The 23,776-nt window shown below is 71.3% G+C and carries 24 protein-coding genes and 1 pseudogene; 10 read left to right on the top strand and 15 right to left on the bottom strand.

Annotated features, from left to right (window positions below; genetic code table 11):
* Positions 1-108 precede the first annotated feature (108 nt).
* Genes C468_RS06185 through C468_RS06175 form a run of 3 tightly spaced genes read right to left on the bottom strand, consistent with a single transcriptional unit; the run spans position 109 to position 2,728 of the window.
* Complete coding sequence (locus C468_RS06185) at positions 109-915, bottom strand: ABC transporter ATP-binding protein (RefSeq protein WP_008848025.1); 807 nt, start codon at positions 913-915, stop codon at positions 109-111.
* A complete protein-coding gene (locus C468_RS06180; protein ID WP_008848024.1) occupies positions 903-1,706 on the bottom strand; it encodes an ABC transporter permease in 804 nt (267 codons plus the stop codon). Before C468_RS06180 ends, C468_RS06185 begins: the two co-directional genes overlap by 13 nt.
* Entirely contained in the window at positions 1,706-2,728 is a 1,023-nt protein-coding gene (locus tag C468_RS06175; protein WP_008848023.1) for an ABC transporter substrate-binding protein, read from the bottom strand. Before C468_RS06175 ends, C468_RS06180 begins: the two co-directional genes overlap by 1 nt.
* Before the next feature lie 310 nt (positions 2,729-3,038).
* On the opposite strand from C468_RS06175, the gene C468_RS06170 reads away from it, so the two are divergent.
* Positions 3,039-3,950 carry a 1,4-dihydroxy-2-naphthoyl-CoA synthase gene (locus tag C468_RS06170; protein ID WP_008848022.1) on the top strand — a complete coding sequence of 304 codons (912 nt, stop codon included), beginning with the start codon at positions 3,039-3,041 and terminating at the stop codon, positions 3,948-3,950.
* A gap of 11 nt (positions 3,951-3,961) precedes the next feature.
* Here the strand turns inward: C468_RS06170 and thiL are convergent, their stop codons facing one another.
* Positions 3,962-4,924 (bottom strand): thiamine-phosphate kinase, encoded by a 963-nt coding sequence (gene thiL, locus C468_RS06165; protein WP_008848021.1) that lies wholly within the window; start codon positions 4,922-4,924, stop codon positions 3,962-3,964.
* Positions 4,925-5,137: 213 nt separating this feature from the next.
* On the opposite strand from thiL, the gene C468_RS06160 reads away from it, so the two are divergent.
* The 3 genes from C468_RS06160 (at position 5,138) to aceA (ending at position 6,772) form a co-directional block, all read left to right on the top strand.
* The gene (locus C468_RS06160) at positions 5,138-5,482 is read left to right on the top strand and encodes a hypothetical protein (protein WP_008848020.1); all 345 of its coding nucleotides are present in this window, start codon (positions 5,138-5,140) and stop codon (positions 5,480-5,482) included.
* Positions 5,479-5,622, top strand: a complete 144-nt coding sequence (locus C468_RS18545; protein WP_008848019.1) for a hypothetical protein — start codon at positions 5,479-5,481, stop codon at positions 5,620-5,622. Before C468_RS06160 ends, C468_RS18545 begins: the two co-directional genes overlap by 4 nt.
* A gap of 106 nt (positions 5,623-5,728) precedes the next feature.
* Positions 5,729-6,772, top strand: a complete 1,044-nt coding sequence (aceA, locus tag C468_RS06155; protein ID WP_008848017.1) for an isocitrate lyase — start codon at positions 5,729-5,731, stop codon at positions 6,770-6,772.
* Positions 6,773-6,832: 60 nt separating this feature from the next.
* Here the strand turns inward: aceA and C468_RS06150 are convergent, their stop codons facing one another.
* Positions 6,833-8,146 (bottom strand): CaiB/BaiF CoA transferase family protein, encoded by a 1,314-nt coding sequence (locus tag C468_RS06150; protein WP_008848016.1) that lies wholly within the window; start codon positions 8,144-8,146, stop codon positions 6,833-6,835.
* Positions 8,147-8,320: 174 nt separating this feature from the next.
* On the opposite strand from C468_RS06150, the gene C468_RS06145 reads away from it, so the two are divergent.
* From C468_RS06145 to C468_RS06130, 4 genes are all read left to right on the top strand, one after another.
* Positions 8,321-9,115 carry an SDR family oxidoreductase gene (locus C468_RS06145; protein WP_008848015.1) on the top strand — a complete coding sequence of 265 codons (795 nt, stop codon included), beginning with the start codon at positions 8,321-8,323 and terminating at the stop codon, positions 9,113-9,115.
* A gap of 64 nt (positions 9,116-9,179) precedes the next feature.
* Complete coding sequence (locus C468_RS06140; RefSeq protein WP_008848014.1) at positions 9,180-10,103, top strand: AEC family transporter; 924 nt, start codon at positions 9,180-9,182, stop codon at positions 10,101-10,103.
* Positions 10,104-10,206: 103 nt separating this feature from the next.
* Complete coding sequence (locus C468_RS06135) at positions 10,207-10,554, top strand: cupin domain-containing protein (protein ID WP_008848013.1); 348 nt, start codon at positions 10,207-10,209, stop codon at positions 10,552-10,554.
* Positions 10,554-11,453 carry a fumarylacetoacetate hydrolase family protein gene (locus C468_RS06130; RefSeq protein WP_008848012.1) on the top strand — a complete coding sequence of 300 codons (900 nt, stop codon included), beginning with the start codon at positions 10,554-10,556 and terminating at the stop codon, positions 11,451-11,453. The genes C468_RS06135 and C468_RS06130 overlap by 1 nt, the downstream gene beginning before the upstream one ends.
* Positions 11,454-11,507: 54 nt before the next feature.
* On the opposite strand, the gene C468_RS18540 is transcribed toward C468_RS06130, so the two are convergent.
* The 3 genes from C468_RS18540 to arcS all read right to left on the bottom strand — a co-directional run bounded on the left by C468_RS18540 (position 11,508) and on the right by arcS (position 14,465).
* Complete coding sequence (locus C468_RS18540) at positions 11,508-11,672, bottom strand: DUF7838 family putative zinc beta-ribbon protein (RefSeq protein WP_008848011.1); 165 nt, start codon at positions 11,670-11,672, stop codon at positions 11,508-11,510.
* A 73-nt stretch (positions 11,673-11,745) separates the two neighbouring features.
* Positions 11,746-12,441, bottom strand: a complete 696-nt coding sequence (locus C468_RS06125) for a helix-turn-helix domain-containing protein (protein ID WP_008848010.1) — start codon at positions 12,439-12,441, stop codon at positions 11,746-11,748.
* A 221-nt stretch (positions 12,442-12,662) separates the two neighbouring features.
* A complete protein-coding gene (gene arcS / locus C468_RS06120) occupies positions 12,663-14,465 on the bottom strand; it encodes an archaeosine synthase subunit alpha (RefSeq protein WP_008848009.1) in 1,803 nt (600 codons plus the stop codon).
* A 123-nt stretch (positions 14,466-14,588) separates the two neighbouring features.
* On the opposite strand from arcS, the gene C468_RS06115 reads away from it, so the two are divergent.
* Positions 14,589-15,035, top strand: coding sequence for a pyridoxamine 5'-phosphate oxidase family protein (locus C468_RS06115; RefSeq protein WP_008848008.1), 447 nt, complete (start codon positions 14,589-14,591; stop codon positions 15,033-15,035).
* A gap of 13 nt (positions 15,036-15,048) precedes the next feature.
* Here C468_RS06115 and tgtA read toward each other — a convergent pair whose 3' ends face one another.
* The 6 genes and pseudogenes from tgtA to C468_RS06085 all read right to left on the bottom strand — a co-directional run bounded on the left by tgtA (position 15,049) and on the right by C468_RS06085 (position 22,118).
* Positions 15,049-16,524 (bottom strand): tRNA guanosine(15) transglycosylase TgtA, encoded by a 1,476-nt coding sequence (tgtA, locus tag C468_RS06110; RefSeq protein WP_008848007.1) that lies wholly within the window; start codon positions 16,522-16,524, stop codon positions 15,049-15,051.
* A 63-nt stretch (positions 16,525-16,587) separates the two neighbouring features.
* On the bottom strand, positions 16,588-17,373 hold the full coding sequence (locus C468_RS06105) for a Nif3-like dinuclear metal center hexameric protein (RefSeq protein WP_008848006.1): 786 nt from the start codon (positions 17,371-17,373) through the stop codon (positions 16,588-16,590).
* 50 nt (positions 17,374-17,423) lie between these two features.
* The gene (locus C468_RS06100; RefSeq protein ID WP_008848005.1) at positions 17,424-18,413 is read right to left on the bottom strand and encodes a carbohydrate kinase family protein; all 990 of its coding nucleotides are present in this window, start codon (positions 18,411-18,413) and stop codon (positions 17,424-17,426) included.
* Between the two features lie 79 nt (positions 18,414-18,492).
* Positions 18,493-19,782, bottom strand: a complete 1,290-nt coding sequence (locus tag C468_RS06095; RefSeq protein WP_008848004.1) for a DHH family phosphoesterase — start codon at positions 19,780-19,782, stop codon at positions 18,493-18,495.
* Positions 19,783-19,859: 77 nt separating this feature from the next.
* On the bottom strand, positions 19,860-20,324 hold the full coding sequence (locus C468_RS06090; protein ID WP_008848003.1) for a universal stress protein: 465 nt from the start codon (positions 20,322-20,324) through the stop codon (positions 19,860-19,862).
* Positions 20,325-20,524: 200 nt separating this feature from the next.
* A pseudogene (locus C468_RS06085) lies at positions 20,525-22,118 on the bottom strand (heme-binding protein).
* A 248-nt stretch (positions 22,119-22,366) separates the two neighbouring features.
* Here C468_RS06085 and C468_RS06080 point away from each other — a divergent pair.
* Complete coding sequence (locus tag C468_RS06080) at positions 22,367-22,897, top strand: PadR family transcriptional regulator (protein WP_008848001.1); 531 nt, start codon at positions 22,367-22,369, stop codon at positions 22,895-22,897.
* 36 nt (positions 22,898-22,933) lie between these two features.
* On the opposite strand, the gene C468_RS06075 is transcribed toward C468_RS06080, so the two are convergent.
* Complete coding sequence (locus C468_RS06075; protein ID WP_008848000.1) at positions 22,934-23,749, bottom strand: SDR family NAD(P)-dependent oxidoreductase; 816 nt, start codon at positions 23,747-23,749, stop codon at positions 22,934-22,936.
* Positions 23,750-23,776: the final 27 nt, after the last annotated feature.

Below are 23,776 nucleotides of genomic sequence, written 5' to 3'. Positions count from 1 at the left end.
GCCGGACTGCGCTCAGAGTCTCGCACCGCGCTCAGGGTCCCGCACCGCGTTCAGGGTCCCGCACCGCGTTCAGGGTCCCGCACCGCGTTCAGGGTCCCGCACCGACTTTCAGGGCATCGCGCCGATCAGCTCGCGCACGCGGGCGACGTGCTCGCCGAAGGCGGGGTCGCCGCGCTCTCGCGGGCGGGACACGTCGACGTCGACGATCTCGGCGACGCGGCCGGGGTCGGCCGCCATCACGACGATCCGGTCGGCGAGCGTCACCGCCTCGGCCACGTCGTGGGTGACGAACAGGACGGTCTTGCCGGTCGAGGCCCACACGTCGAGCAGCTCGCGCTGCAGCATCTCTCGCGTCTGCGCGTCGACTGCGCCGAACGGCTCGTCCATGAGGAGTAGTTCGGGGTCGACCGCGAGCGACCGGGCGATGGCGACGCGCTGTTTCATGCCGCCCGAGAGCGACTTGGGGTAGGAGTCGCGGAACTCGGTGAGCCCGACGAGGTCGAGCATCTCCTCGACCCGACGCTCGCGCTCGGCCTCGCTCCGGTCGCTCCGCTCCAGCCCGAACCCGACGTTCTCCGCGACCGTGAGCCACGGGAACAGGTGGTACTCCTGAAAGACGACGCCCATGTCCGTGGTGGGGCCGGTGACGGGCGCGCCGGCGAGTCGGATCTCCCCGTCCGTGGCGTCGGTGAGCCCGGCGATGATCCGGAACAGGGTGGTCTTCCCGCAGCCGGACGGCCCGACGACGCAGACGAACTCACCCGGCTCGACGTCGAAGGACACGTCGTCGAGCGCCCGGACTGGACTCCCGCCGTCGTCGTACGTCTTCCCCACCCGGTCGACGGCGACGCCGGCGTCGTCGGGGCCGTCACCGGATTCACTCTCCGACCCGGGGCTTCGGTTCACGCCTGCCATGCTAACACCCGCTGTTGGACCGCGCGGAACGCCACGTCGACGAGGAGGTACATCAGGCTCAACACGAGGATGTACGCGATCACCGTGTCGACGAGGAGGTTGTTGCTCGCCCGCAGGATCTCGCGGCCGACGCCCGGTACGCCGAAGATCTCCGAGGCGACCACGAGCATCCAGCACCGCCCGAGCCCGGTCCGGACGCCCGTCAGGATCCCCGGGAGCGACGCCGGGAGGACGATCGACCGGACCATGTCCAGACCGCCGCGCACCCCGAGCGTCCGGCCCACGTCGAGCAGGTCCTCGGAGACGCCCTCGACGGCGCCGTACGACGCGTAGTAGTTGATCCAGAACGCGCCGACGGCGATGATGAACGCCGCGCCGGCGTCGTTGATCCCGAACCAGGCGATCGCGAAGCCGATCAGTGCGAGCGGCGGGACCGGCCGGAGCGTTCGGACGAGCGGGGCGGTCACATCGTCAAGGAGGCCGCTCCACGAGAACGCGACCCCGGCCGCCACGCCGAGCGTCGTCCCCACGAACGTCCCGGGGATCCAGTGGCGGACGCTCGACCACAGGGCCGTCGTCATCGTGCCGGAGGCGAGCTCCTCGGCGAACGCGTCCGCGACCGCCACCGGCGACGGCAGGACGTACGCCGGCTGCGTGAGCGAGGCCGCGTACCAGAGGAGCACGAACCCGACGACTCCGAGGGCGCCGCGGCCGAGGCGCCGCGGGTCGTCGAGACCGAGGCCGATGCGCAGGTCGTCCCCGTCGAACCGGCTGCCGGTGTCAGTAGCCATCAGAGCGAGTCGTAAATCTCGAAGTCGAAGATCGCTTCGTTCGAGAGCTGTTCGTCGATCTGCCCGTTGTTCGCCGCGAACTCAGAGAACACCGGGGTCGCCTCGGCGATCTCGCGGGGGTCGGTGACGAAGTTCGACAGCGTCGAGTCGAGCGCGCGGCGCGCGCGGTCCGCGGGCATCCCGATCCCCGATTCGACGTGTTGGGCGGTCGCGTCCGGACTCTCGACGATGAAGTCGGTGGCACGGCCGTGCTGCTCGACGAACTGCGCGGCGATCGGGGACCCGCGGACCTGGTCGCTCATCAGAGTGACCGCCGCGGGCTGGCCGGGGAGGATGTCGGCGGCCGTCCGGAGCATCGTGACGGACGAGTCCTCCTCGGAGGCGATCGTCGGGACCGGCTCCATGATCGAGGTCCCGTCGATCTCGTCGTTGGCGATCGCCTGCCAGACGGCGCTGGCGCCGCTGATCTCGATAATCTCGACGGCGTCGCTCGATTCGGGGTCGACCCCGATCTCCTGGAGCCAGTAGCGGAGCAGCACGTCGGGTACGCTCCCCTGCGGGAAGGTGCCGAAGCGGAAGGGCCCGCCGTTCGCTTCGGCCCACGTCGCGAACGCGTCGGCGCCCTCGGCCTCGAACGTCTCGTGGAACGACTCCTCGGCCATGATCCCCATCGGCTCGCGGATGTTCGCCGCCGTCACCTGCGCGGGGATGTCGCGGTCGATGACGATCATCGCCGGCACGATCCCGAACATGGCGACGTCGATGTCGCCGCCGCCGATCGCCTGGACGATCGCCGTGCCGTCGGTGAACTCCTGTCCGGTGACCTCCGCGTCGATCTCGGCGAAGTACCCCTCGCCCTCCATCACGTACCACTGGAGGTCCGGGTAGATCGGCATGTGCGCGACGGTCAGCTCGTCGAGCCCGCCGCCGCCGCCGAGACAGCCGGCGAGTCCCGCCGTCGCCGTCCCGCCCGCGGCCGCGAGGAAGGACCGCCGCGAGGCTCCTGCGTTTCGCTCGTACATACCTCCCGGAGGAGTCGGGCGTGCAATACACCCGCGTCACCAGCAACCGGATCGCATACCGATGACACCACGTATGGGCCCGAGCGTCCGACATGCGGCCTATCTGTCGTCGTATGGCGTAATCCCCGGTCAGATCGGCGTCCTCGCTTAGCGCAATACTTGCGAGCGGGCGGGACGACGGTTCGCGTTCGCCCTCTCGTTCTCGACGCCTCCCTCTCGTTCTCGACGCCTCCCTCTCGGTCCCCACTCGGCTCTCGTCCATCGCCGCTGACCCGCCGTCGTTTATGAGGCGGCCCGCCGAAACGCGCGTATGGTCTCGGAGATCCTCGACCCCGACGCGTGGGAGCCGGTCACCGACGAGTTCGACGACGTCACCTATCACCGCGGCGTCGACGTGCCGGTCGTCCGGATCGCGTTCGACCGCCCCGAGGTCCGGAACGCGTTCCGCCCGGGCACCGTCGACGAGCTGTACGCCGCGCTCGATCACGCGCGCAAACAGGCCGACGTGGGGTGCGTGCTCCTCACCGGCAACGGGCCCTCACCTGACGACGGCGGCTGGGCGTTCTGCTCGGGCGGCGACCAGTCGGTGCGCGGCGGCTCCGGCTACGAGTACCGCGACGACGACGAGGCGGGCGACGAGGACGACCCGCTCGTGAAGGAGGCCCGGGCAGGTCGACTGCACATCTTAGAGGTCCAACGGCTGATCCGCTTCATGCCCAAGCCCGTCGTCGCGGTCGTCCCCGGCTGGGCGGTCGGCGGCGGCCACTCGCTGCACGTGGTCTGCGACCTCACCCTCGCCAGCGAGGAGCACGCGAAGTTCCTCCAGACCGACCCCGACGTGGGCTCCTTCGACGGCGGGTTCGGCTCCGCCTACCTCGCGAAGCAGGTCGGCCAGAAGAAGGCCCGCGAGGTGTTCTTCCGCGGGAAGACCTACTCGGCCGAGGAGGCCGCGGACATGGGGATGGTCAACGAGGCGATCCCCCACGAGGATCTCGAAGCCGTGGCGATCGAGTGGGCCGACGAGATGACGGAGAAGTCGCCGACCGCGATGCGGATGTTAAAGTACGCGTTCAACATGACCGACGACGGGATGGTCGGTCAGCAGGTGTTCGCGGGCGAGGCGACCCGCTTGGCGTACATGACCGACGAGGCGCAGGAGGGCCGCGACGCGTTCTTAGAGAAGCGCGACCCCGAATTCCGCGACTACCCGTGGCACTACTGAGCGGTCGGAGGTCACGCTTCCCCGTGCGTGTACCCGCGGTCGGGGAGCGCGTCGCCGTCGGCGGTCACCCCGTCCGCGGCGTCGACGACGCTCCCAACGCGGGTCAGCCCGCCCGGACACGCCTCGCGGGCGGGTTCGACCGCCTCCTCGGGGAGCGCGCAGACGAGCTCGAAGTCCTCGCCGAAGTGCGCGGCGAGCTCGAAGCGCTCGGCCTCGTCGCCCTCGGCGACCGCGTCGACGGCCGGGTGAACGGGGAGGCGGTCGCGGTCGAGCTCGAACCCGACCTCGCTCGCCTCCGCGAGCTGGTGGAGCGAGCGCGCGAGCCCGTCTGAGGAGTCCATCATCGCGGTCGCCCGGCCCGCGAGCGCCAGCCCGTCGGCGACGCGGGGCGTGAACCGGAACAGGTCGTTGGCGCGCTCGACCGCCTCGTCGGTCTCTCTTTTAAATAGGCGGAGCGCGGCCGCGGAGCGACCCCACTCGCCGGTGACGCAGAGCGCGTCGCCGGGGCGCGCGCCCGACCGCGTCACGACGCCCGCGTCGGCCGCGTCGCCGACCGCGGTCGAGGCCGTGGTGAACTCCTCGTGGGTGTCGAGGTCGCCCCCGACGTACTCGGCGTCGACCGCCTCGCAGACGTCGACCGCGCCGGCGACGAAGCGGTCGAGGTCCCCCTCCTCGAAGGTCACGTCGGCGTAGACCGCGACCGCCGCGGTCGCCGCCGCCCCCATCGCCGCCACGTCCGAGAGCGACGCGCCGACCGCACGCCAGCCGGCAGTGTACCGCGTCGTCCCGGCCGGGAAGTCGGTCCGCTCGTGGAGCATGTCTGTCGTGATCACGGTGCCGTCCACGACGGCGGCGTCGTCGCCCGCGTGCGGGAGGTCGACCGCCAGCGCCCGAAGCGCGTCTCGCTCGTTCACGATACGGCGGATCGTGTCGGAGCGATTTATAAGCGATCGATCCGGGAGGCGCGGGGTCACGTCTCGATCGCCCGCCTGAGTGAGGAGTGTTACCAAGAAACATTTAAAGGGGTAATACACATTAACGAATATTATCATTATCAATCATTATGTTTATTACCAACCCTCCGGTCGTACCGAGTGCAATGACAGTATCCGTACGCGGACACGCAGCAGCCCGACTCGACGACAGCGCGATCACTATACGACCGCCGCAACCCCCAACACGACCCGATGACGACACCTGACGACACCACACCCACGGCCGACCCGACGAACCGGACGACAGACCGAACGACGACGGACCGAACCCCGACCGATCGATCCGCGACCGATCGATCCGCGACCGACCGACGCGCCGCCGACGCTTCTCCCCGGACGATCCCCGGGCGCACGCCGATCACCGAAGAGGCGGGCGCCCCGATCGTCCCGACGACCCGTCCGACGAGCGCGGGGCCGACATCGACAGACGCCCCGCGCCGCCCGACCCCGCCGCCGACGGACGCGGAGCGGGAGGCCCCGCTGGTCCCCGACCTGCGACCGACGCGCCGCCCGCGCATCGACGGAGGGTCGCGATGAGCGCCGTCCCCATGGCGGGGTCCGGGCGCGGCCCGCGGCCCGACCCGACGACCTTCGTCCGGCGCGCGACCGATCTCACCGAGCGGACCGACCAGTTCGACGACGCGACCGACCAGTTCGACGACGCGACCACGGAGTGACATCAATGCATCCCAACGAACTCGACGACGACGTCTTCACGAGAGATATCGACAACCCGGCCGGCCGCCGGCTCCGCGAGCTGTTCGAGGAGCNGGAGTGACATCAATGCATCCCAACGAACTCGACGACGACGTCTTCACGAGAGATATCGACAACCCGGCCGGCCGCCGGCTCCGCGAGCTGTTCGAGGAGCAGGACTACACGTTCGCGCCCGGGATCTACCACGCGCTCGACGCCCGCCTCGCCGAGATGGCCGGGCTCGACGCGGCCTACATGAGCGGCTACTCGACCGTCCTCGGCCAGTTCGGCTTCCCGGACCTCGAGATGGTCACGATGAGCGAGATGGTCGAGAACGCGAAGCGCATGGTCGAAGCGACGAACCTCCCCGTCATCGCCGACTGCGACACCGGCTACGGCGGCGTCCACAACGTCCGGCGCGCGGTCCGCGAGTACGAGAAGGCCGGCGTCGCGGCGATCCACATCGAGGACCAGACCTCGCCGAAGCGCTGCGGCCACATCGCCGGCAAGCAGATCGTCTCCCGCGAGCAGGCGCGCTCGCGCTTCGAGGCGGCCGTCGACGCCAAGCAGAGCGAGGACACGGTCATCATCGCCCGCACCGACGCGTACGGCTCCGCCAACGGCGACTGGGAGGAGCACCTCGAACGCGGCCGGATCTACGCCGACGCCGGCGTCGACCTCGTCTGGCCCGAGATGCCCGACCCGTCCCGCGAGGACGCGGTCGAGTACGCCGAGACGATCCACGAGACCCACCCCGACCTGGATCTCGCCTTCAACTACTCCTCCTCGTTCGAGTGGGGCGCACAGGAGGACCCGCTCACCTTCGAGGAGCTGGGTGATCTGGGGTACCAGTACATCTTCATCACGCTGTACGGGCTCCACTCGGGCGCGCACGCCGTCTACGAGGACCTCTCGAACATCGCCGAGAACGACGAGGAGGCGCAGTTCGACCTCGAAGAGCGCTACATCGGCCACGAGACCGAGAGCCACCACGAGCTCTCCTTCGTCCCGCGGTACCAGGACATCGAGGCCGAGTTCGACCCCGAGGCGAGACAGCGGCAGGAGGAGTCGGCGGGCTTCACCGACGAGGAGAGCGACCCGATCACCGCGGAGCCCAACGACGACGACTGATCAGAGCGATCGACGACTGACCGCGTCGACCGACCGACGGCTGACCGCGTCGGGCTCCGGTCACCGGTCCGGAATCGCACCCCGTTTTTTCAGCTCGGCGATGTCGCCGTCGCCGTACCCGTGCTCGCCGAGGACCGCCTCCGTGTGCTCGCCGAGCGACGGTGGGTGCCGGCGGACCGTCGTCGGCGTCCGCGAGAAGTGCATCGGCGAGCCCGGCACCCGCATCGGCCCGGCGGTCGGGTGGTCGAACTCGGCGACCATGTCCCGCGCGGCCAGCTGCGGGTCGTCGAACACCTCGGCCATGTCGCGGACGGCGCTCGCGGGGACGCCACCCTCGTCGAGCCGGTCGAGGGCCTCTCGGGTCGTGAGCTCCGCGAACGCGGCGTCGAGCTCGGGGTCGAGCGCGTCCCGGTTGCGCACGCGCTTCTCGTTGGTCTCGAACCGCTCGTCGGCCAGCAGGTCGGGGCGGTCGAGCGCCTCGCAGAGCCGCGGCCAGAACGCGTCGGAGGCGCAGGCGACGACGACGTAGCCGTCACCCGTCTCGAACGCCTGATACGGGGCGATGTTCGGGTGTTTGCTCCCCATCCGCCCCGGCGGCTCGCCGCTCGCGAAGTAGTTCGCGGCCATGTAGCTGGTCCACGCGGCCTGGCCGTCGAGCAGGCTCACGTCGATCTTCTGGCCCGTTCCGTCGCCGAGCTCGCGCTCCAGGAGGGCCGCGAGGATCGCCTGCGTCGCGTACATCCCGGCCCCGATGTCGGCGAGCGCGACGCCGATCCTGACCGGCGCACCGCCCTCGACGCCCGTGATCGACATGAAGCCGCCGCGGGCCTGCATCACGATGTCGTACGCGGGCTCGTCGCGGTCCGGCCCCCACTCGCCGTACCCGGAGATACCGCAGTAGATCAGCTCGGGGTTCTCCTCTGCGAGATCCGGGTAGTCGAGGCCCCACTCGGCCATCTTGCCGACCCGGAAGTTCTCGACCAGCACGTCGGCCTCGCGGGCGAGGTCGCGGAACACCGCCCGCCCGGCGTCGCTCGCGAGGTTCAGCTCGACGGAGCGCTTGTTGCGGTTGACGCTGGCGTAGTAGGCGCTCTGCGAGCCGTCGTTTTCGTCGGCTCCGTCATCCTCACCGCCTCCGTCGCCCTCACCGCCTCCGTCGCCTTCGATGCTTCCGTCGCTTTCGCCGAAGGCCGGCGGTCGCCACGTCCGCGTCTGATCGCCCTCGCCCGGCCGCTCGATCTTGATCACCTCGGCGCCGAGATCGCCGAGCTGCATGGTGCAGAACGGCCCCACCAACACGCGCGAGGCGTCGAGCACGGTGATCCCGTCGAGCGGTCCCGCGTCGCCGTCGGGGTCGCGCGCCTCACCGACCATCCGGGAGCACCCCCGAGACCTGCCGCCGTGTCGCGTCCATGCCCCCCGACTCGCACGGACGGGTTATGAGCCTCCCGGCGCGGGTCGACGGCTCCGGCCGAGGGGCGGACGCCCCCGCCGGCGACGCCCGCCGCGTCGCGAACGGTTAAACCCCGCCGCGCCGATCGGGCCCGTATGGATCTCGACATCGAGGGGAACGTCGCGCTGACGACGGCATCGAGCAGCGGGCTCGGCTTCGCGTCCGCCAAAGCGCTCGTCCGCGAGGGAGCGAACGTGGTCGTCAACGGCCGCGACGCCGACCGCCTCGCGGACGCGAAGGCGGACCTGGAAGCGGAGGCGGCCGGCGACGCCCGCGTCGTCGCCGTCGAGGGCGACATCACGAACCCGGACGACCTCGACCGGCTCGTCGAGACGACGCTCGACGAGTTCGGTCGGCTCGACCACCTCGTCACGTCGGCTGGGGGACCGCCGTCGGGCGCGTTCCTCGACACCGACGACGAGGACTGGGAGGAGGCCTACGAGCTGCTCGTGATGAGCGTCGTCCGGCTCGCCCGGAAGTGCGCCGAGCCGCTGGCCGACGGCGACGGCGGGACCATCGTCACCGTCGCCTCCCGGTCGGTGAAGGAGGCGATCGACGGGCTGGTGCTCTCGAACTCCGTGCGGATGAGCGTCGTCGGGCTGGAGAAGACCCTCTCGAAGGAGCTCGGCCCGGACGTGCGCGCGAACGCGGTGTTGCCCGGCTCCCACGAGACGAGCCGGATCCGAGAGCTGGTCGATCAAGCGATCGAGCGCGGCGAGTACGACTCCTACGAGGAGGGGCTCGCCGACTGGGTCGACAACCCGCTCGACCGCATCGGCGACCCGATCGAGCTCGGGAACACCGTCGCGTTCCTCTCCTCGCCGCGCTCCGGCTACGTGAACGGACAGGCGATCGTCATCGACGGCGGCGGCGGGAGTTCGAACCTCTAGCTGAATCCCCTTGTCCGCCCGCTACCGCAACCGTCAACCGGCGGGATCGCTTCGCTCCGCGTAGATGGAGGTCCTCGTCCGGCTGTCGGGGCTGCTCGCGCTGCTTATCGCGGGGACGGGGCTCCGGCGCGTCAGCGTCCTCGACGCGGGCCGCACGGAGCTGCTCAACCAGGTCGCGTACTACGTCGCGCTCCCGGCGCTGGTGTTCGTGGCGACCTACGATCAGGCGATCGGCGAGATCGTCTCGTGGGAGCTGTTCGTCGCCGTCCTCGCCGCGTTCCTCGGAACCGTGATCGCGGCGTCGCTCGTCCACCGGAACCGGTCGCCGAGCGGGCGCCGCAGCGTCGCGGTCGTCCAGTCGTACCACTCGAACCTGGGGTACCTCGGCGTCCCGCTGGTCGCGGCGACGTTCGACGCCGAGGTGACCGCGATCGCGAGCGTCGTCCTCGGTATCGGCTCGCTGGTGCAGGTGCCGCTGACGGTGGTCCTGTTGGTGTCGATGAACGGCGCGAACGCCGAGGGCGCGCTGGGACGACACCTCCGATCGCTCGCGAGCAACCCCGTGCTCATCGCGCTCGTCGCCGGCATGGCGATCGGCTGGTTCGAGCTCGGCGTGCCGACCGCGGCCGCGACCGCCCTCGACTGGGTCGGGTCGCTGGCGCTCCCGCTCGCGCTGCTCTGTGTCGGCGCCACGCTGCAGGTCGACCCCGCGACGATCGACCGCGGGGCGACCGCCTCGGTCGTCGGGCTCAAGGTGGCGTGTATGCCCGCTATCGCGTGGGGCGCCCTCGCGCTACTCGGCGTCAACGCCGCGACGCTCACCGCCGGGGTCGTGATGCTCGGGACGCCGACCGCGGTGTCGACCTACGTGTTCGCGACCGAACTCGGCGGGGACGCCACGTTCGCGTCGCTGAACGTGTTCGTCACGACGGTCGCGTCGGTCGCGTCGCTGACCCTGCTGATCGAGCTGGTCGGGATCGCGGTGTAGGCCGGAGCCGGCGGTGTCCGGCAGATCCGGGAGCGACCCGGACGCGGGCGCGCGTCCCGCCGCGACCCGAACCGATTTGCACCGGGGCGCTCACGGACGACCCATGGAACACGTCGCGTTCGACGACGCGGAGACGTACGAGCCGGACGACGGGTGGGCGCGCGCCGCGCTGGCGGGCAGCGACCGGTTCACTTTCGAGTGGTTCGAGAAGCCGGCCGGCCACTCCTCGCCGATGCACGACCACGAGAACGAGCAGGTGTGCGTCTGTCTGGAGGGCGAGCTCGTCGTCCACACCGAGGAGGAGTCCGTCGCGCTGGCGCGGTACGACTCGGTCCACCTCGACGCGTGGGAGTCGCACCGGGTCGAGAACGCGACCGACGAGCGCGCGGTGGGCCTCGACGTGTTCGCGCCGGGCCGCGGCTTCGACTTCTGGACGGACCGAGAGGAGTGATGGCGGGCGACGCGTCGCGGTCGGGGGCGGGCGGAGACGACAAGGGGCCGATCCGGATCGCGCGGACCGTCGAGGGGCGACCCCTGCTCGGTGACGGGGACGGCTTCGTCCCGCTCGGAGCGGCGGGGTTCGACGGGGTCGACGACGCGCTCGGGGCGGCGACCGGGGCGGCGGCGTCCGGAGTGAGGGCCTCCGAAGCGTCGCCGCTCCCGTCGATCGACGACCTGCCCGCGACGCGGACGCCGGCGGACCGGCTCTCGTTCGGCGTCCCGTTCGACCCCGGGAAGCTCTGGGGGATCGGGCTCAACTACGCCGACCACGCGGCCGACCTCGACGCGGTCCGGCCCGCGGAGCCCGCGAGCTTCATGCAGCCGGCGACGGCGCTGACCGCGCCCGGCGGTCCGATCCGGCTGCCGCCGACCGAGGAAGCGTCTCGGGTCACGGCGGAGGCGGAGCTGGGGCTCGTGATCGGTCGGACCTGCACCGACGTCGACGAGGCCGCGTTCGGCGACGTGGTCGCCGGGGTCGTTCCCGTCATCGACGTGACCGCCGAGGACGTGCTGCAGCGCAACCCGCGGTTTCTCACCCGCGCGAAGAGCTACGACACGTTCCTCGTCGTCGGCCCGTGGGTGTCGGCCCCGGTCGGCGTCGACCGCCTCGCGGGGACGACCGTCCGGACCGTGATCAACGGCGAGACCGTCGCGGAGAACACCGTCGACCGGATGCTGTTCCCGCCAGCGGAGCTCGTCGGCGTCCACTCGCGCGTGATGACGCTGGAGCGCGGAGACCTCATCTCGACGGGGACGCCCGGCGCGGGCGTGATCGAGGCCGGCGACACGGTCCGCGCGGAGGTCGACGGGGTGGGGGTGCTGGCGGCCGACGTGGTCGGCGGCGAGTGACTTGGAGGGCAGGTCACGGAAAAATCGGGGACAGGGCGAAGCGGTATCCGGTCGTCAGGCCGCCAGCGTACTGATACCGTTGATCTCGACGTACCCGTACCCGCACTCGGGGCACCGCCACTTCGTCTTCTCGCCGAGGTGGAGCGTCATCGCCGCGGTCCGGTAGAACAGCTGCGTCTCTCCGCACGAGGGACAGTCGACGTCCTTTTCGAGCGCCATGTGCGCGGATCTGTCCGGCGCGGTTTTGAAGGTACTGATCCGGCTGTTCCTCGCCTCTCGTGAGCCCGCTCAGTCACGCCTGTCTGAGGGTCATCGCGATGAGCTTCTGTTCGGCGGCCCGGAGATGCTGATGGAGCGTCGCCGGGGAGATGTCGAACCGCTCGGCGAGCCTCTCGGCGGTGACCTCCCGCGGCCAGTCGTAGTATCCGGCGTCGTGAGCGGTCTCGATGACGTCCCGCTGTCGCTCGGTCAGATCGTCGTGGAGGGCTGCTTGGAGGCTCCGGCGTCCGAAGATCGGCGTCCCGTGAGATCGCTCCCGTTTGAGCGTCAGCTCGGCGTCCGGGTAGGCGTCGAGAAACCGCTCGGCTATCGCCTCGGCGTCCTCGGACGGCGGCACCTCCGCGCCGACGGTTCCGCTTCCGTCCCGCCCTTCGACGGTGCGGGGGAGCGCGCCCTCCTCACCGAGAAACACCGCGGGACAGTGGTCGTCCACGACGAACTCGAACAACCCCTCGTCGTCGAACCGCTCGACGAGGCGCGCGTCTGCCGACGGGTGGTCGGACGCGAGCGCGAGGACGGTCTCCGTCTCGACGCCGCTGATCGAGAAGAACTCGGCGTAGCTCCCCTCGCCCCGCGGAATGAACTCCGTTAGTTCGACCACCGCGCCGTCCGTGGCGGACACCGCGACGAACGGGTGGTCGTGACTCGAAAGGGAGAATTCGACGTACGTCACCCGCGCTTCCGTCCGACGGGGGTTCTGGGACGACATGTGGTAGCAGTTCTATCTCTTCGGGACTTTACTTTTCGCCCCGCAGGGACCGCGTCGAGCGACCGCCCGGGCGCGGCGTCGAACACGGCCGGTCCGACCCGGCGGCCGGGGAGGAACGGAGGGGTGTCAGATGTGTGCCTCTGACGATGAAACTGTGTGGCCGTGTCAGCATAATCGCACTCCCTAACGGATTAGGTATCGGCCCGTCGACAGCGGGCGGTTCACTTCTCGTCGACGTGCCGGACCTCGCTGGCGACGCCGCGCGTCGAGTCGACCATCTCCGGGCCGGACATCTCGGCGCGCCCGACCGCGAACGCTTTCGGGCCTTCGATGACGACCTCGTCACCGACGCGGATGTCGTCGTCCGCGTCGACGACGCCGGGCGCCAAGACGGAGCCGTGCGGGACGAACGGGTCGATCTGAACGCGCTTGGTGGGTGCGTCGCTCTCGGTCCAGCGGCGCGCGCCGGCGAGGGTGAACGAGAGCGTCCCGTACTGCGGCACCATCGTCGCGAGCTGTTCGCCCGGCTCGCCCTCGCGGCCGGCGTCGGGGTCGTCGCCCCACACCTGCAGCTTGGGATAGCGCCCGGTGGTCCGGATGTCGGCCTCGCCCGGCCCGCCGAACAGGTCGTCGCCGGCCCCGCCGCCGAGCAGGTAGTCGGCGAGCGCCCGGACCGTGTTGTGCTCGCGCTCGCGCTTGCTGTAGGCGGGCTCGCCCTGCAGCGCCGCGTTCAGCTCCCCGAGCGACTCGTCGCTCGTCGGGTGGCCGACGCAGGTGTACTCGAAGGGCACGTCGATCGCGGGGTCACGCTCGACGCGCTCGCAGATCTCGCGATAGCCGTCTTCGGGAACGTGCGCGACGACGCGGGAGTAGTCGTTCCGCGTCAGGTACCGCCGGAGCACCTCGGCGACGAAGCCGATCTCGTCCTCGCTCCAGTCGCCGGTGACGACCGCGTCGTAGTGCTGAGCCGGGTAGGTCGTCTCGAGCTCCTGGGGCACCACGCCGATCGGCGACGTCATCGAGACGGTGTGGCCGCGCCACTGGATCGCGTCGTGGAACTGGCCGTGGCTCTGCGAGTCGCTGTACGGCTTGGTCGCCGAGCAGGGGACGAGGACGAGCGGCTGGTCCGTGAACCGATTTCGGTACCGGCTCGTCACGCGGTCGGCGAACCGCCGGATCTCGACGCGGTCCAGCGTCTCCGCGGTCGCCGCCGTCACCTCGGCGTCGCGCATGAGGGGGGTCCGCTCCTCGAGGTAGCCCCACTGGTCGTCGAACTCGCGGAACGCGGCCGTGAGCCACTGTTCGTGGCGGGTCTGTCCCTCGATGTAATCCCGCAGGCGACCCGCACGAATTCGCTCGCGGACGCGGCGGAGCTCGGCGCGGAGCGCGTTGACGTTGTGCTCGGCGCAGTCGGCGCGGGTGAACTCCTCGCGGGGCCCCGCGCAGGCCGGGCAGGCGCACGGGAGCTCGTCGAGGTCCTCGAGGAAGTGCTCGGCGTCGGCGGTGCAGTACATCCCTTCCGTCCCCTTCGTCCGGGCGAGCGTCGCGTCCACGAGGTCGACCCCGGCGTACGCGAGGAGCGCGACGTTCAGCGGCGTCGCGACGCCCGACAGCAGCAGGGCGGTGTCGGCCGGGAGGGCCGCTTTCGCGGCCACGATCGCGTCGCGGAACGCCTCGCCGTGCCCGACGAATCCGGACGCGTCCGCGAGTGCGTACGCGTCGGCGCCCACGTCGCGGGGGCTCTCGCTGTCGACGACCGCCGCGGCGGGGAACTCGACCTCAGGGTGATCGACCGCGAACGAGTCGCGGACCTCCTCGCGGGTGCCCGCGGGGAACGCGCGGTGCGGCAGGACGGTGAGCGACGCCTCGTCGCCGTCGGGGACCTCGCGGTCGCCGGCCCAGAGGCTGCCGGCGTCCGCTAAGAACGGGTCCGCGAGCGCCGGCGTCGTCACCGAGTCGGCGAGCCGAAGCTCGCCGAGCCGGGCGGCGCCGTCGCGCTCGTGGACCTCGAAGTACTCGGTCATACCCACTCTCGCGTGGGGACGGTCAATTCTCTTGTGTTCCGCGGCCGCAGGGGAAGCCCCTCGTCGCCCCGGCGTCGGTCGCGCGGCACCTACTGTTTAGGTCCCCGCGCTCGTAGGACGGACATGGAGATAACCGGCCCGTGGGACCGCGAGCGCGTCGACGAGTTCCTCGACGGTGCGCGGATCCCGGTCCGTATCGGCTGTCGGACCCCGAGGGACGCCCCGTGGATCGTCTCGCTGTGGTTCTCGTGGGACGGGGCGATCAGCTGCGCGACGAGCGCGAGCGCCGACCTCGCCGCCTTCCTCGCGCACGACGACCACGTCTCCTTCGAGGTGTCGACCAACGATCCGCCTTATAAAGGGGTGAGGGGGCGGGGGCGCGCGACGGTGTCGCCGGACGAGGAGAAGGAACTGCTCCGCGCCCTGCTTGAGCGGTATCTCGGCGGCGTCGACAACCCGACTGCCGACCGGCTCCTCCGCCCGGAGCGCGAGGAGATCCGGATCCGGATCGAGCCGGAGCGGCTGCACTCGTGGGACTACAGCGAGCGGATGGCGGAGCCCGAGCGCTGAGTCTGCTCTCTCCTCACCGACCGAGGTGCCGCAGGTTCTCCGTCTCCACGTCGTCCGGCACCGCATCGAGGGCGCGCGGCACCCAGTCGTCGTGGCCGAGGGTGATCGCGGTGTCGGGGTTGGCGGCGGCGAGGCTCGCGACGCCCTCCGCGGCGGCGACCTGCGCCGCGCCGTCGACCCGCTCCGGGACCTCCGCGGTGAGCGGGTACGTCTCCGAGAGCGCGCGGGGGAAGGGACCGAACGGGGGTTTCACGCGCCACACCGCGCCGTAGTCGTGGTTCGACGGCGCGTCCGACTCGGTGAGCAGCAGGCGGTCGGGGACCGCGAGCCGCGAGAGCCGGTCGTGGTGCCGGCGGACCTCGGGGCGCCGGGCCGACTCGTGGGAGGTGTAGAAGAACGCGTCCTTCGAGGCCGGGTCCGTCCGCTCCAGCTCGTCGGCGTGGTCGAGGAGGGTCCGGAGCCCGTCGAGCATCGCGGGGTGGCCGCGGGCGCGGCGGTCGACGAGCTGGAGGAGGTTCCCGGATCGGATCGCGGCCTTCACGCGCCGCAGCTCCTCGAACGTGACGTGGAGGTTGTGCTCGGCGAGGAGCTCCTCCGTCGCGTCCGTCTCCCGGAGCTCCGCGGGCGTGTGCTCGGCGCAGACGGGACACGAGCAGGGGAAGTACTCCATCTCCTCGAGGTGTTCGGTCCCCGAGACGGTGAGGTAGCGCCCGTCGCGCGCCATCAGCGCGTAGGCGGCCGAGTCGAACAGGTCGCAGCCGGCCGCGACCGCCAGCGCGAGCATCATCGGGTGGCCGGCGCCGAACAGGTGGACCGGCGCGTCGGGGTCGAGTCCGCGCTTGGCCGCGCGCACCGCCTCGACGACCTCGGCGTAGCGGTAGGAGTTCAGGAGGGGGACCATCGCGCCGACCGGAAACACGTCGAGGTCGGTCGCGCTCGCGTGCCGCCCCGCCTCCTCGCGGAGGTCCGGGAACGTCGACCCCTGAACCGGGCCGTTGACGAGCATGTCGCCCGTCTCCGCCGCCTCCGCGTCGGCGAGGGCCCGCTTCGTCGTCTCCAGCTCCCGCTCGGCGCGCTCGCGGTCGACGTCCGGGGGCGTGGGCACGTCGACCGGGGTGGCCACGTCGCTCCCGATCCGGCGCTGGAACTCGATGATCTCCTCGGTGGTCACGTCGATGTCGCCGTACTCGGCCAGTTGGAAGGAGCCGGAGTCGGTCATGATCGCGCCGTCGAACCCGAGGAAGTCGTGGAGCCCCCGATCGAGGACCCGGTCGCGGACGCGGTCGGTGCTCCGGATGATGTAGGAGTTGGTGATCAGCATCTCCGCGCCGAACTCCTCGGCGAGCCGCCGCGGCTCGATCGTGAGGACGTTGGGGTTGACGACCGGCAAAAGCGCCGGCGTCTCGACCGTCACCCCGGCGCGGGGGACCTCGAGCCGCCCGATCCGCCCGGCGGCGTCGTGGTCCCGGATCTCGAAGTGGTCGCGCATACCCGGAGTCCGGGGACGCGGGCGGTAAGGGTTGCGTTCGGGGGCGACAGGAGGAGCTGCTTCTCAGAGCCCGGTCGGGTGGCTCACGTACGTCGTCTCCAGTCCCCACTCCTCCGTCAGCGCCTGCAGCGAACGAACGCCGAACGTCTCGGTCGCGTAGTGCCCCCCGAGGAACAGGGTGATCCCGGCCTCGCGCGCGTCGTGATAGGCCTGCCCCTTCCCCTCGCCCGTGACCAGCGCGTCGGCGCCCGCCTCGACCGCCTCGTCGAGCCAGTCGGTGCCGGAGCCGGTGACGACCGCGACGCGCTCGATCTCGTCGGGACCGAAGTCGATGACCCGCGTCGGGGACCCTTCCTCGCCCTCGCCGCCCGGCTGCCCCTCGAACCCGTCCAGCGTCTCTCGGATCGACGCGGCCGACCGCGGCGCGTCCGTCTCGCCGACCGTCCCGATCGTGACCGGGCCGATCTCGCCGAACGGCTCCCGGTCGCCGAGGCCGAGCGCCGCCGCGACGCCCGCGGCGTTGCCGAGGTCGGGGTGGCCGTCGAGCGGGAGGTGCGAGACGTAGAGGGCGATGTCGTGCTCTGCGAGCGTCGCGACCCGGTCGTAGGTCCGGCCCGTGACGCGGTCGATCCCGCCCCACGAGATCCCGTGGTGGACGACGAGGACGTCGGCGCCCGCGTCCGCCGCGGCCTCAATCGTCGCGTCCGCCGCGTCGACCGCGAACGCGACGCGCTCGACCTCCCCGTCGTCCGACCCAACCTGTAAGCCGTTCGCGCTAGCGTCGACGTCGGCGTACGCGGCCGTGTCCAGCCGGTCGTCGAGCCGCCGCACGTACTCGGAGCGATCCATACCGACGCGTGTGCCGGGCGGGAGATAAAGCGCGCGGCTCCGAGCGGCGGTTACGCTCTCTCCGCGACGAAGGCCTCGACGGCCTCGCGGTCGGGGAGCGCCGTCATCCCGCCGCGGTCCCGCACCGAGAGCGCGGCCGTCGCGTTGGCGAACGCGAGCGCGTCGCCGAGGTCGGTCGGGTCGCCGGGACCGGCGGCGTCGTCGGTCCCCGCCGCCAGCCGCGCGATCAGCCCGGACGTGAACGCGTCGCCGGCGCCGGTGGCGTCGACGGCCTCGACCGTGAACCCGCCGCGGCGCGCGGTCGTCTCGCCCCACGGCGCCGCGTCCGTGCTCGCCGCGACCGCGCCCGCGGAGCCGAGGGTGACGACCGCCGTGTGCGGCCCGAACTCGAGCAGGTCGCCGGCCAGGGCCGCGCCCTCGCGCGATGAGATGCCGGTCGCCGCCACGTCCTCGTCGCTGGCGAACGCCACGCCGGTGTCTCCGAGGACGTCGCGGATCGCCTCGACCACCGCGTCGCGCTCCCCCTCCGGAACCAGGTCCGGGCGGTAGTTCACGTCGAACGAGACCGTGCAGCCGCGCTCGTCGGCCGCGGCCGCCAGCCGGCGCATCGCCGTCCGGCCCGTCGGGTGCGTCAGGGCGACGCCGCCGATGTGGACCCACGAGGCGGACGCCAGCGCGTCGGTCGGGACCATGTCGGGCTCGAACCCGAACGTCACGTCCCGCGAGCCGTAAAAGCGGAACCGCCGGCCGTCGACGCCGGGCGGCGAGACCACGGCGAGGGTGGTGTTGCCGTCGACCCGCCGAGTCAGCGCGTCGGGGACGCCCTCCTCGTCGAGCGTCTCGCGGAGGAAGTCGCCGAAAGGGTCGTCGCCGAGTCGGGTCCAGAACGACGGGGAGGCGCCGAGCCGCGAGAGCCCGACCGCGACGTTGGCCGGCGCGCCCCCCGGTCGGTGCGTGAAGCCGTCCACGTCGCGAAGCGTCTCGCCCGCTCCGGGGAGCAGGTCGACGAGCGTCTCTCCGGCCACGAGGATGTCCGTCATGAGTAGAGGGAGGGACGCCGCCCGGTATGAAAGTTCGCGGTTCGCCGGCGGGAGCGGCGGCTCGCAGGCGGGCGATCGTCTATTCGTCGGCGTCCGAGTCCGACTCGTTGGCCGCCTCCGCTTCCGCGACCTCCGCCGCGACCGCCTCGAACGCCGCGAGGATGACCCGCTTGCAGGCCTGTCCCTCGGTGGTCCAGTGCTGCGCGTAGTCGAGCATGTCGTCGTAGATGTCGGGCTTGCAGCCGGCCGCCTGCGGGTGGCCGCCGCCGTTCACCTTCCCGGCGACCTCGTGAGCGTGTCGGAAGTCATCCGAGCCGCGGATCGACGCGGAGCCCGCGGGCTTGACGATCACCGCGGCGTCGGCGCCCCGCTCGCGGAGGTTCTCGGCGACCTCGTTCTGCGAGCAGCGGCCGTACGTCACCGCGACGGCCCACTCGCCGACCTCGTGGGTGACCGCGCGGTCGACGGCGGCGTCGATCCGGGCCTCCTTCTCGACGCGCCGCTCGGCGACGAACTCCCGGACGGTCTCGGGGAGGTCGGCGCCGTGCGCGCCCACGATCGCCGCGTACTCCTCGCTGCCGGCCCAGTAGGAGTAGTCGGCCAGGTCGTCGGAGCGCGGGTCCTCCTTGATCCAGAGGTCGTGGTCCCGCGTCACGACCGCCAGCTCGGCCCAGCGCTCGTCGAACTCGTGGTCGAGCGAGCGGAGCGCCACGTCCGCGGTACACTCCTCGTCGGACTCGCCGACCACGAGGTCGACGCCGAGATCGCGGACGGCCGCGGCGGTCGACTCGTCCCACTGGTGGTGGTCGAACCACCGGATCGAGGCGGTCGACTCCGCGAGCGCCTCCAGCGGCTCGGCGATCCACTCGTAGTCGTCGGGACAGAGGTCACAGACGAAGAGATCGACGTCGTCGTCGGCGTACGCGAGCACGCGCTCGAGCGACGTGTCGATCGAGTACGGTCCCGCGGCGACCAGCCCCACCGGCGACTCGGCGTGGGCGTCCTCGGTTGGGTCGTCGGCGTCCGACTCGTCCGCCTCGCCGTCCCTCTCTCCGTCGGCGTCCTCCCCGTCGCCGCCCTCCCCGTCGCCCGCTCCCTCGTCCCCGTCACCGAGCCGGGCCGCGATGGCGGCCTCGAAGTCGGCGGCGTCGAGCGCGGCGTCGTACGCCTCCCGGATCATCGCCGCGCAGGCGAGCCCGTCGGCGTCGCCGTCGGCGATCACGACCGCCTCGCTCCCCTCGATCGCCTCCTTCGCGCGCCGCTCGGCGCGCTCCTCGTCCAGCGAGTCCGGGTAGAAGAAGCCCTTGCCGGGCAGCCGCGTGTACCGCGAGCGGGGGATATCCCCCTCGTCGATGAGTTCGTCGTCCATACCGTCGGGCCGGGCGGGAGCGGGAAAACTCCGCCGTTCTCGGGCGGTCGGAGGCCGCGACCGGGCCGCCCGGCCCCTCAGATCGTCGTCCGGCGCGGGCTCTCGTCGGTGAGCTGGCGGACGGTGAGCACGGGGATCGGGCACGTCCGGACGACGCGCTCGGCCACCGAGCCGATGAGGAAGCGGTTCTCCCCGTGCCGTCCCCGGGTGCCCATCGCGACGACGTCGGCGCCGACCTCTCGGGCGTACCCCGAGATCTCCGGGGCCGGGCGCCCCTCGCGCACGTCGGTCGTGATCTCGAGGCTCGCGTCGCGCGCGGCCGCGGCGTCGGTCACCTGATCGATCGCCGCCTCTCCGTGGTCGTCGAGCGCATCGCGGAGGTCGTCGCGGACCTCGTCGGGCGTGGACTCGACCTCGCCGCTGTCGACGACGTAGAGGGCGTGGACCTCCGCGTCGAACCGAACGGCGACGTCGACCGCGACGTCGACGGCCCGCCGGACGCTGTCGGAACCGTCGGTCGCGATCACGATCGTGTCGAACATGTACACCCGTTCGCCGAGGCGGTAGTTAAAAACAGGCGGTCGGGTCCGACAACACACCGATCGACAGCGCGGGCTGGGACGTTGGGAGGTCGTCGCGGCTTGGGCTTCGGAGGTGGTCGCCGTTCTGTCAGCGGCAGCCGGTTATAAACGACCGGTCGCCTCGAAAGATGCTTAAAAAACCGGTCCGCGTACCGCCCCGCCTACGCCAGGAACACGTGCCGCGGCCGGTCGGCGAGCACCTCGCGGCCCCACTGGACCGTCTCGCGGAACTCGTCGGAGCCGAAGAACGCCATCGCGTCCTCCTTCGCGTGCCACTGGCTCGCGATGAACATGTCGTTCTCGTCTTCGACGTTCAGCATCAGGTCGGTCTCGACGTGGCCGTCCATCTCCGCGAGGACGTCGCCGACGTCGTCGAACGTCTCGGTGAAGTCCTCCTGGTGCTCCGGCTTGACGGTGTAGAACATCCCCATCGTACCGAAACCGGACTCCTCGCCGGCGCGGGCGACGACCTCCGGCAGCTCCGAGAGGAAGCCGGCCGCGGTCTCGGCGGCGGAGGCCGTGTCCCAGATGGAGACGACCGCGGCGCGGTCGGTGGCGCGCCCCTCGTAGACGGCCGTCTTCACGTGGGTGCCGTAGTGGTCGAAGTTCCCGCGGAGCCCCTCGACCTCGTCGAACAGCTCGTCCACGTCGGCCTCGCTGTAGAGGACGGTCGCGTACACGTCCTCGCCGTTGGGCTTGCCGGCGTAGATGTCGAGGTCGGCGAGCTCGCCGCGGATGTCGGCGTCGTCGACACCGTCGCCGCCCGCTTCCTCGCCGTGCGGGTGGTNGGTCGCCCTCGCCGCTCGTCTCCCCGTCGCCGTGGGGGTGGTCGCCGTGCGCGGAGCCGCCGCCGGAGCCGCCGTGGTCGCGGTCTCCGCCGTGGCCGTGCCCGTCGTCGTCACCGTGGTGGGCGCCCTCACCGTGGGCGTGACCGTGGTCGCCCCCGGCGTCGCCGGTGGGGCCGGCGTCGCCCTCCGGGGTCGGCACCGTCTCCCCGGCGAGGTACGCGCCGAGGTCCGCGGGCGGGAACCGGCGGCCGATGTAGAACTCGCCGAACTCGCCGTACCGCGAGGAGGCGGGGTCGAACCGCATCTCGTAGACGATGTCCTTGATGTCCGTCGGGTCCGACCCGAACAGCGTGACGCCCCACTCGTGGCTGTCGAAGCCGACCGAGGAGGCGATCACCTGCTTGATCTTCCCGGCGTACTCCTTGCCGACCTCGCCGTGACCGGCCATGAGGTCGGCGCGGTCCTCGAACGAGAGGTCGTACCAGTTGTGCTCCTCGCCGCGGCGCTTGCTCATCGGGTAGAAGCAGACGTACTCGTCGTCCGGGATCTCGGGCGTCAGCTTCCCCTCGATGTAGCTTTTGAGGCCCGCGTCGACCGATTCGGGGTCCTTGAAGTACTCGTCGGAGACGTAGCCGGAGACCTCGGTGACGGAGACGTAGGAGGTCGTCCGCTCCGTGAACTCCGCGAGCGCCGTGTCCTCGAACCGGCGCTCGATCGACGACAGGTCGTCGAGCGAGGGGCGGAAGTGGACGAACAGCAGGTCGGCCTTGTGTCCGAGCACGGAGAACAGGCCGGAGTCGCCCTCCTCGGCGTCGGCGACCAGCTCCCGGTGTTTCAGGAAGGCCTCGCCCTCCTCGATCGCGCGTTCTCGCTCTCGTTCGGGGGCGTCGCGCCACGCGTCCCAGTCGATGGACCGGAAGTCGTGCAGCGCGAACCACCCCTCTTCGGTCTGTGGTGCCTCGACCATACACCGGCTTGGGTCGCCGGGACTTAGGGGTTTGCGAGTCGCCTCAGTCGCTGGGAGTCGTCGACACCGCGGCCCGGCCCGATCCGGAGCGCCGGCCGGTCCAGCAGCGACGGTCCGACCGCCCCGTCGACGCCGGCCCCACCGCCCCGTCGATCCCGATCCGACCGCCCCGTCGACGTCGGAGTGCGCCGTTCCCGACCCGTGTCACGACCGAAACCCTTTCACGACGACTCAGATACGTAGAGACGATGCGGAAAAGCGGGCCGCCGAAAGGGCTGATCTCGTATCTCGTGTTGGAGCTGCTCGACGAGCGCCCCCGATACGGATACGAGCTGCTGGGCGAGATCACGGCGATCAGCGGCGGCCACTGGGAGCCCTCGTACGGCTCCGTCTACCCGATTCTCTACAAGTTCGAGGAGGAGGGCGTCGCCGAGCGCGTCGAGCGCGACGACGAGCCCGACCGCAAGTACTTCGCGCTCACCGACGCGGGCCGCGAGGAGCTCGCGGAGAAGCGCCGCGAGATCGGCGCCGAGGCGAAGGAGTTCGGCGACGTGGTGCTCGGCTTCTACCACCTGTACGCCGCGCTCGCCACCGACGACCGCTTCGAGGTCGACGACGGCGAAGGGGAGTGGGAGTACTCGGAGCGGTACAGCGCGTGGATCGTCGAGCAGACGATCCGCCACCACGAGCGCGACTTCGGGGAGTTCGACCGGATCGACGCCACGCCGGAGGAGTTCTACGCGGAGGCGGCCGAGACCGATGGCGACTCGGAGCAGTGAGGCGACGGAGCGCGGCGAGGTCGGCTTGACCCGGCGCTAGCGGTCGATGAGCCGTCCGAGTACGCCGCCCGGGAGCCCGGCGCGGATCAGCCGGTCGAACAGCCGGTCCGGGAGCACCGCGGCGACCCGCGGGAGCCAGCGCGCGCGGCGGCTCACTCGGTACACCGCCCGGGGGCGGTCCGTCGTGGCCGCGACGACGACGCGCTCGACCACGGTCTCGAGGTCGGTGGCGGCGGGCGCGTACCCCTCGAACGCCCGGTACGCGTCGGCGTAGGGGCCGTCGGGGTCCGCGTCCGCGTTCCGCTCCGTGACCCCGGCCGCCGCGCGCTCGTTGAACCCGGTCGGGACCGGCCCGGGTTCGACGAACGCGACCGTCGCGCCGCGGGGCTCGACCTCGCGGCGGAGGGCGTCGACGTATCCGCGCAGCCCGGCCTTCGCGGCGCTGTAGGCGCCGTGGTAGGGGAGCGCGGTCGATCCGACCATCGACCCGACGACGACGATCCGGCCGCCGCGCGCGCGGATCGTCGGGAGGGCGGCCCCGACGACGGTGTGGACCGCGGTCAGGTTCGTGTCGAGCTGGCGGCGGAACGAGTCGACGGTGGTGTCCTCGACCGACGCGATCTCGTACCCGCCGACGCAGGAGACGACGCAGTCGAACTCGCGGTCGGCGAGCAGCGCCTCGACCGCGTCGCCGTCGCGCAGGTCGAGGGTGTGCGTCGACACGCTCTCGGAGAGCGCGGCCAGCCCGGCGGCGTCGCGGTCGATCCCCATCACGTCGTGGCCGGCGGCCGCGAGCGTCCGCGCGACGCCGCCGCCGATCCCGCCGGCCGCCCCGGTTACGAGGACACGCATGCGGAGGGGTACCACCCGGGAACGGGT

Origin of the sequence: Halorubrum kocurii JCM 14978, assembly GCF_000337355.1 — an archaeon.
Lineage (GTDB): Archaea > Halobacteriota > Halobacteria > Halobacteriales > Haloferacaceae > Halorubrum > Halorubrum kocurii.
Note: the sequence above shows the minus strand (reverse complement) of the source record. Positions and strands in the feature narration are given on the sequence as shown.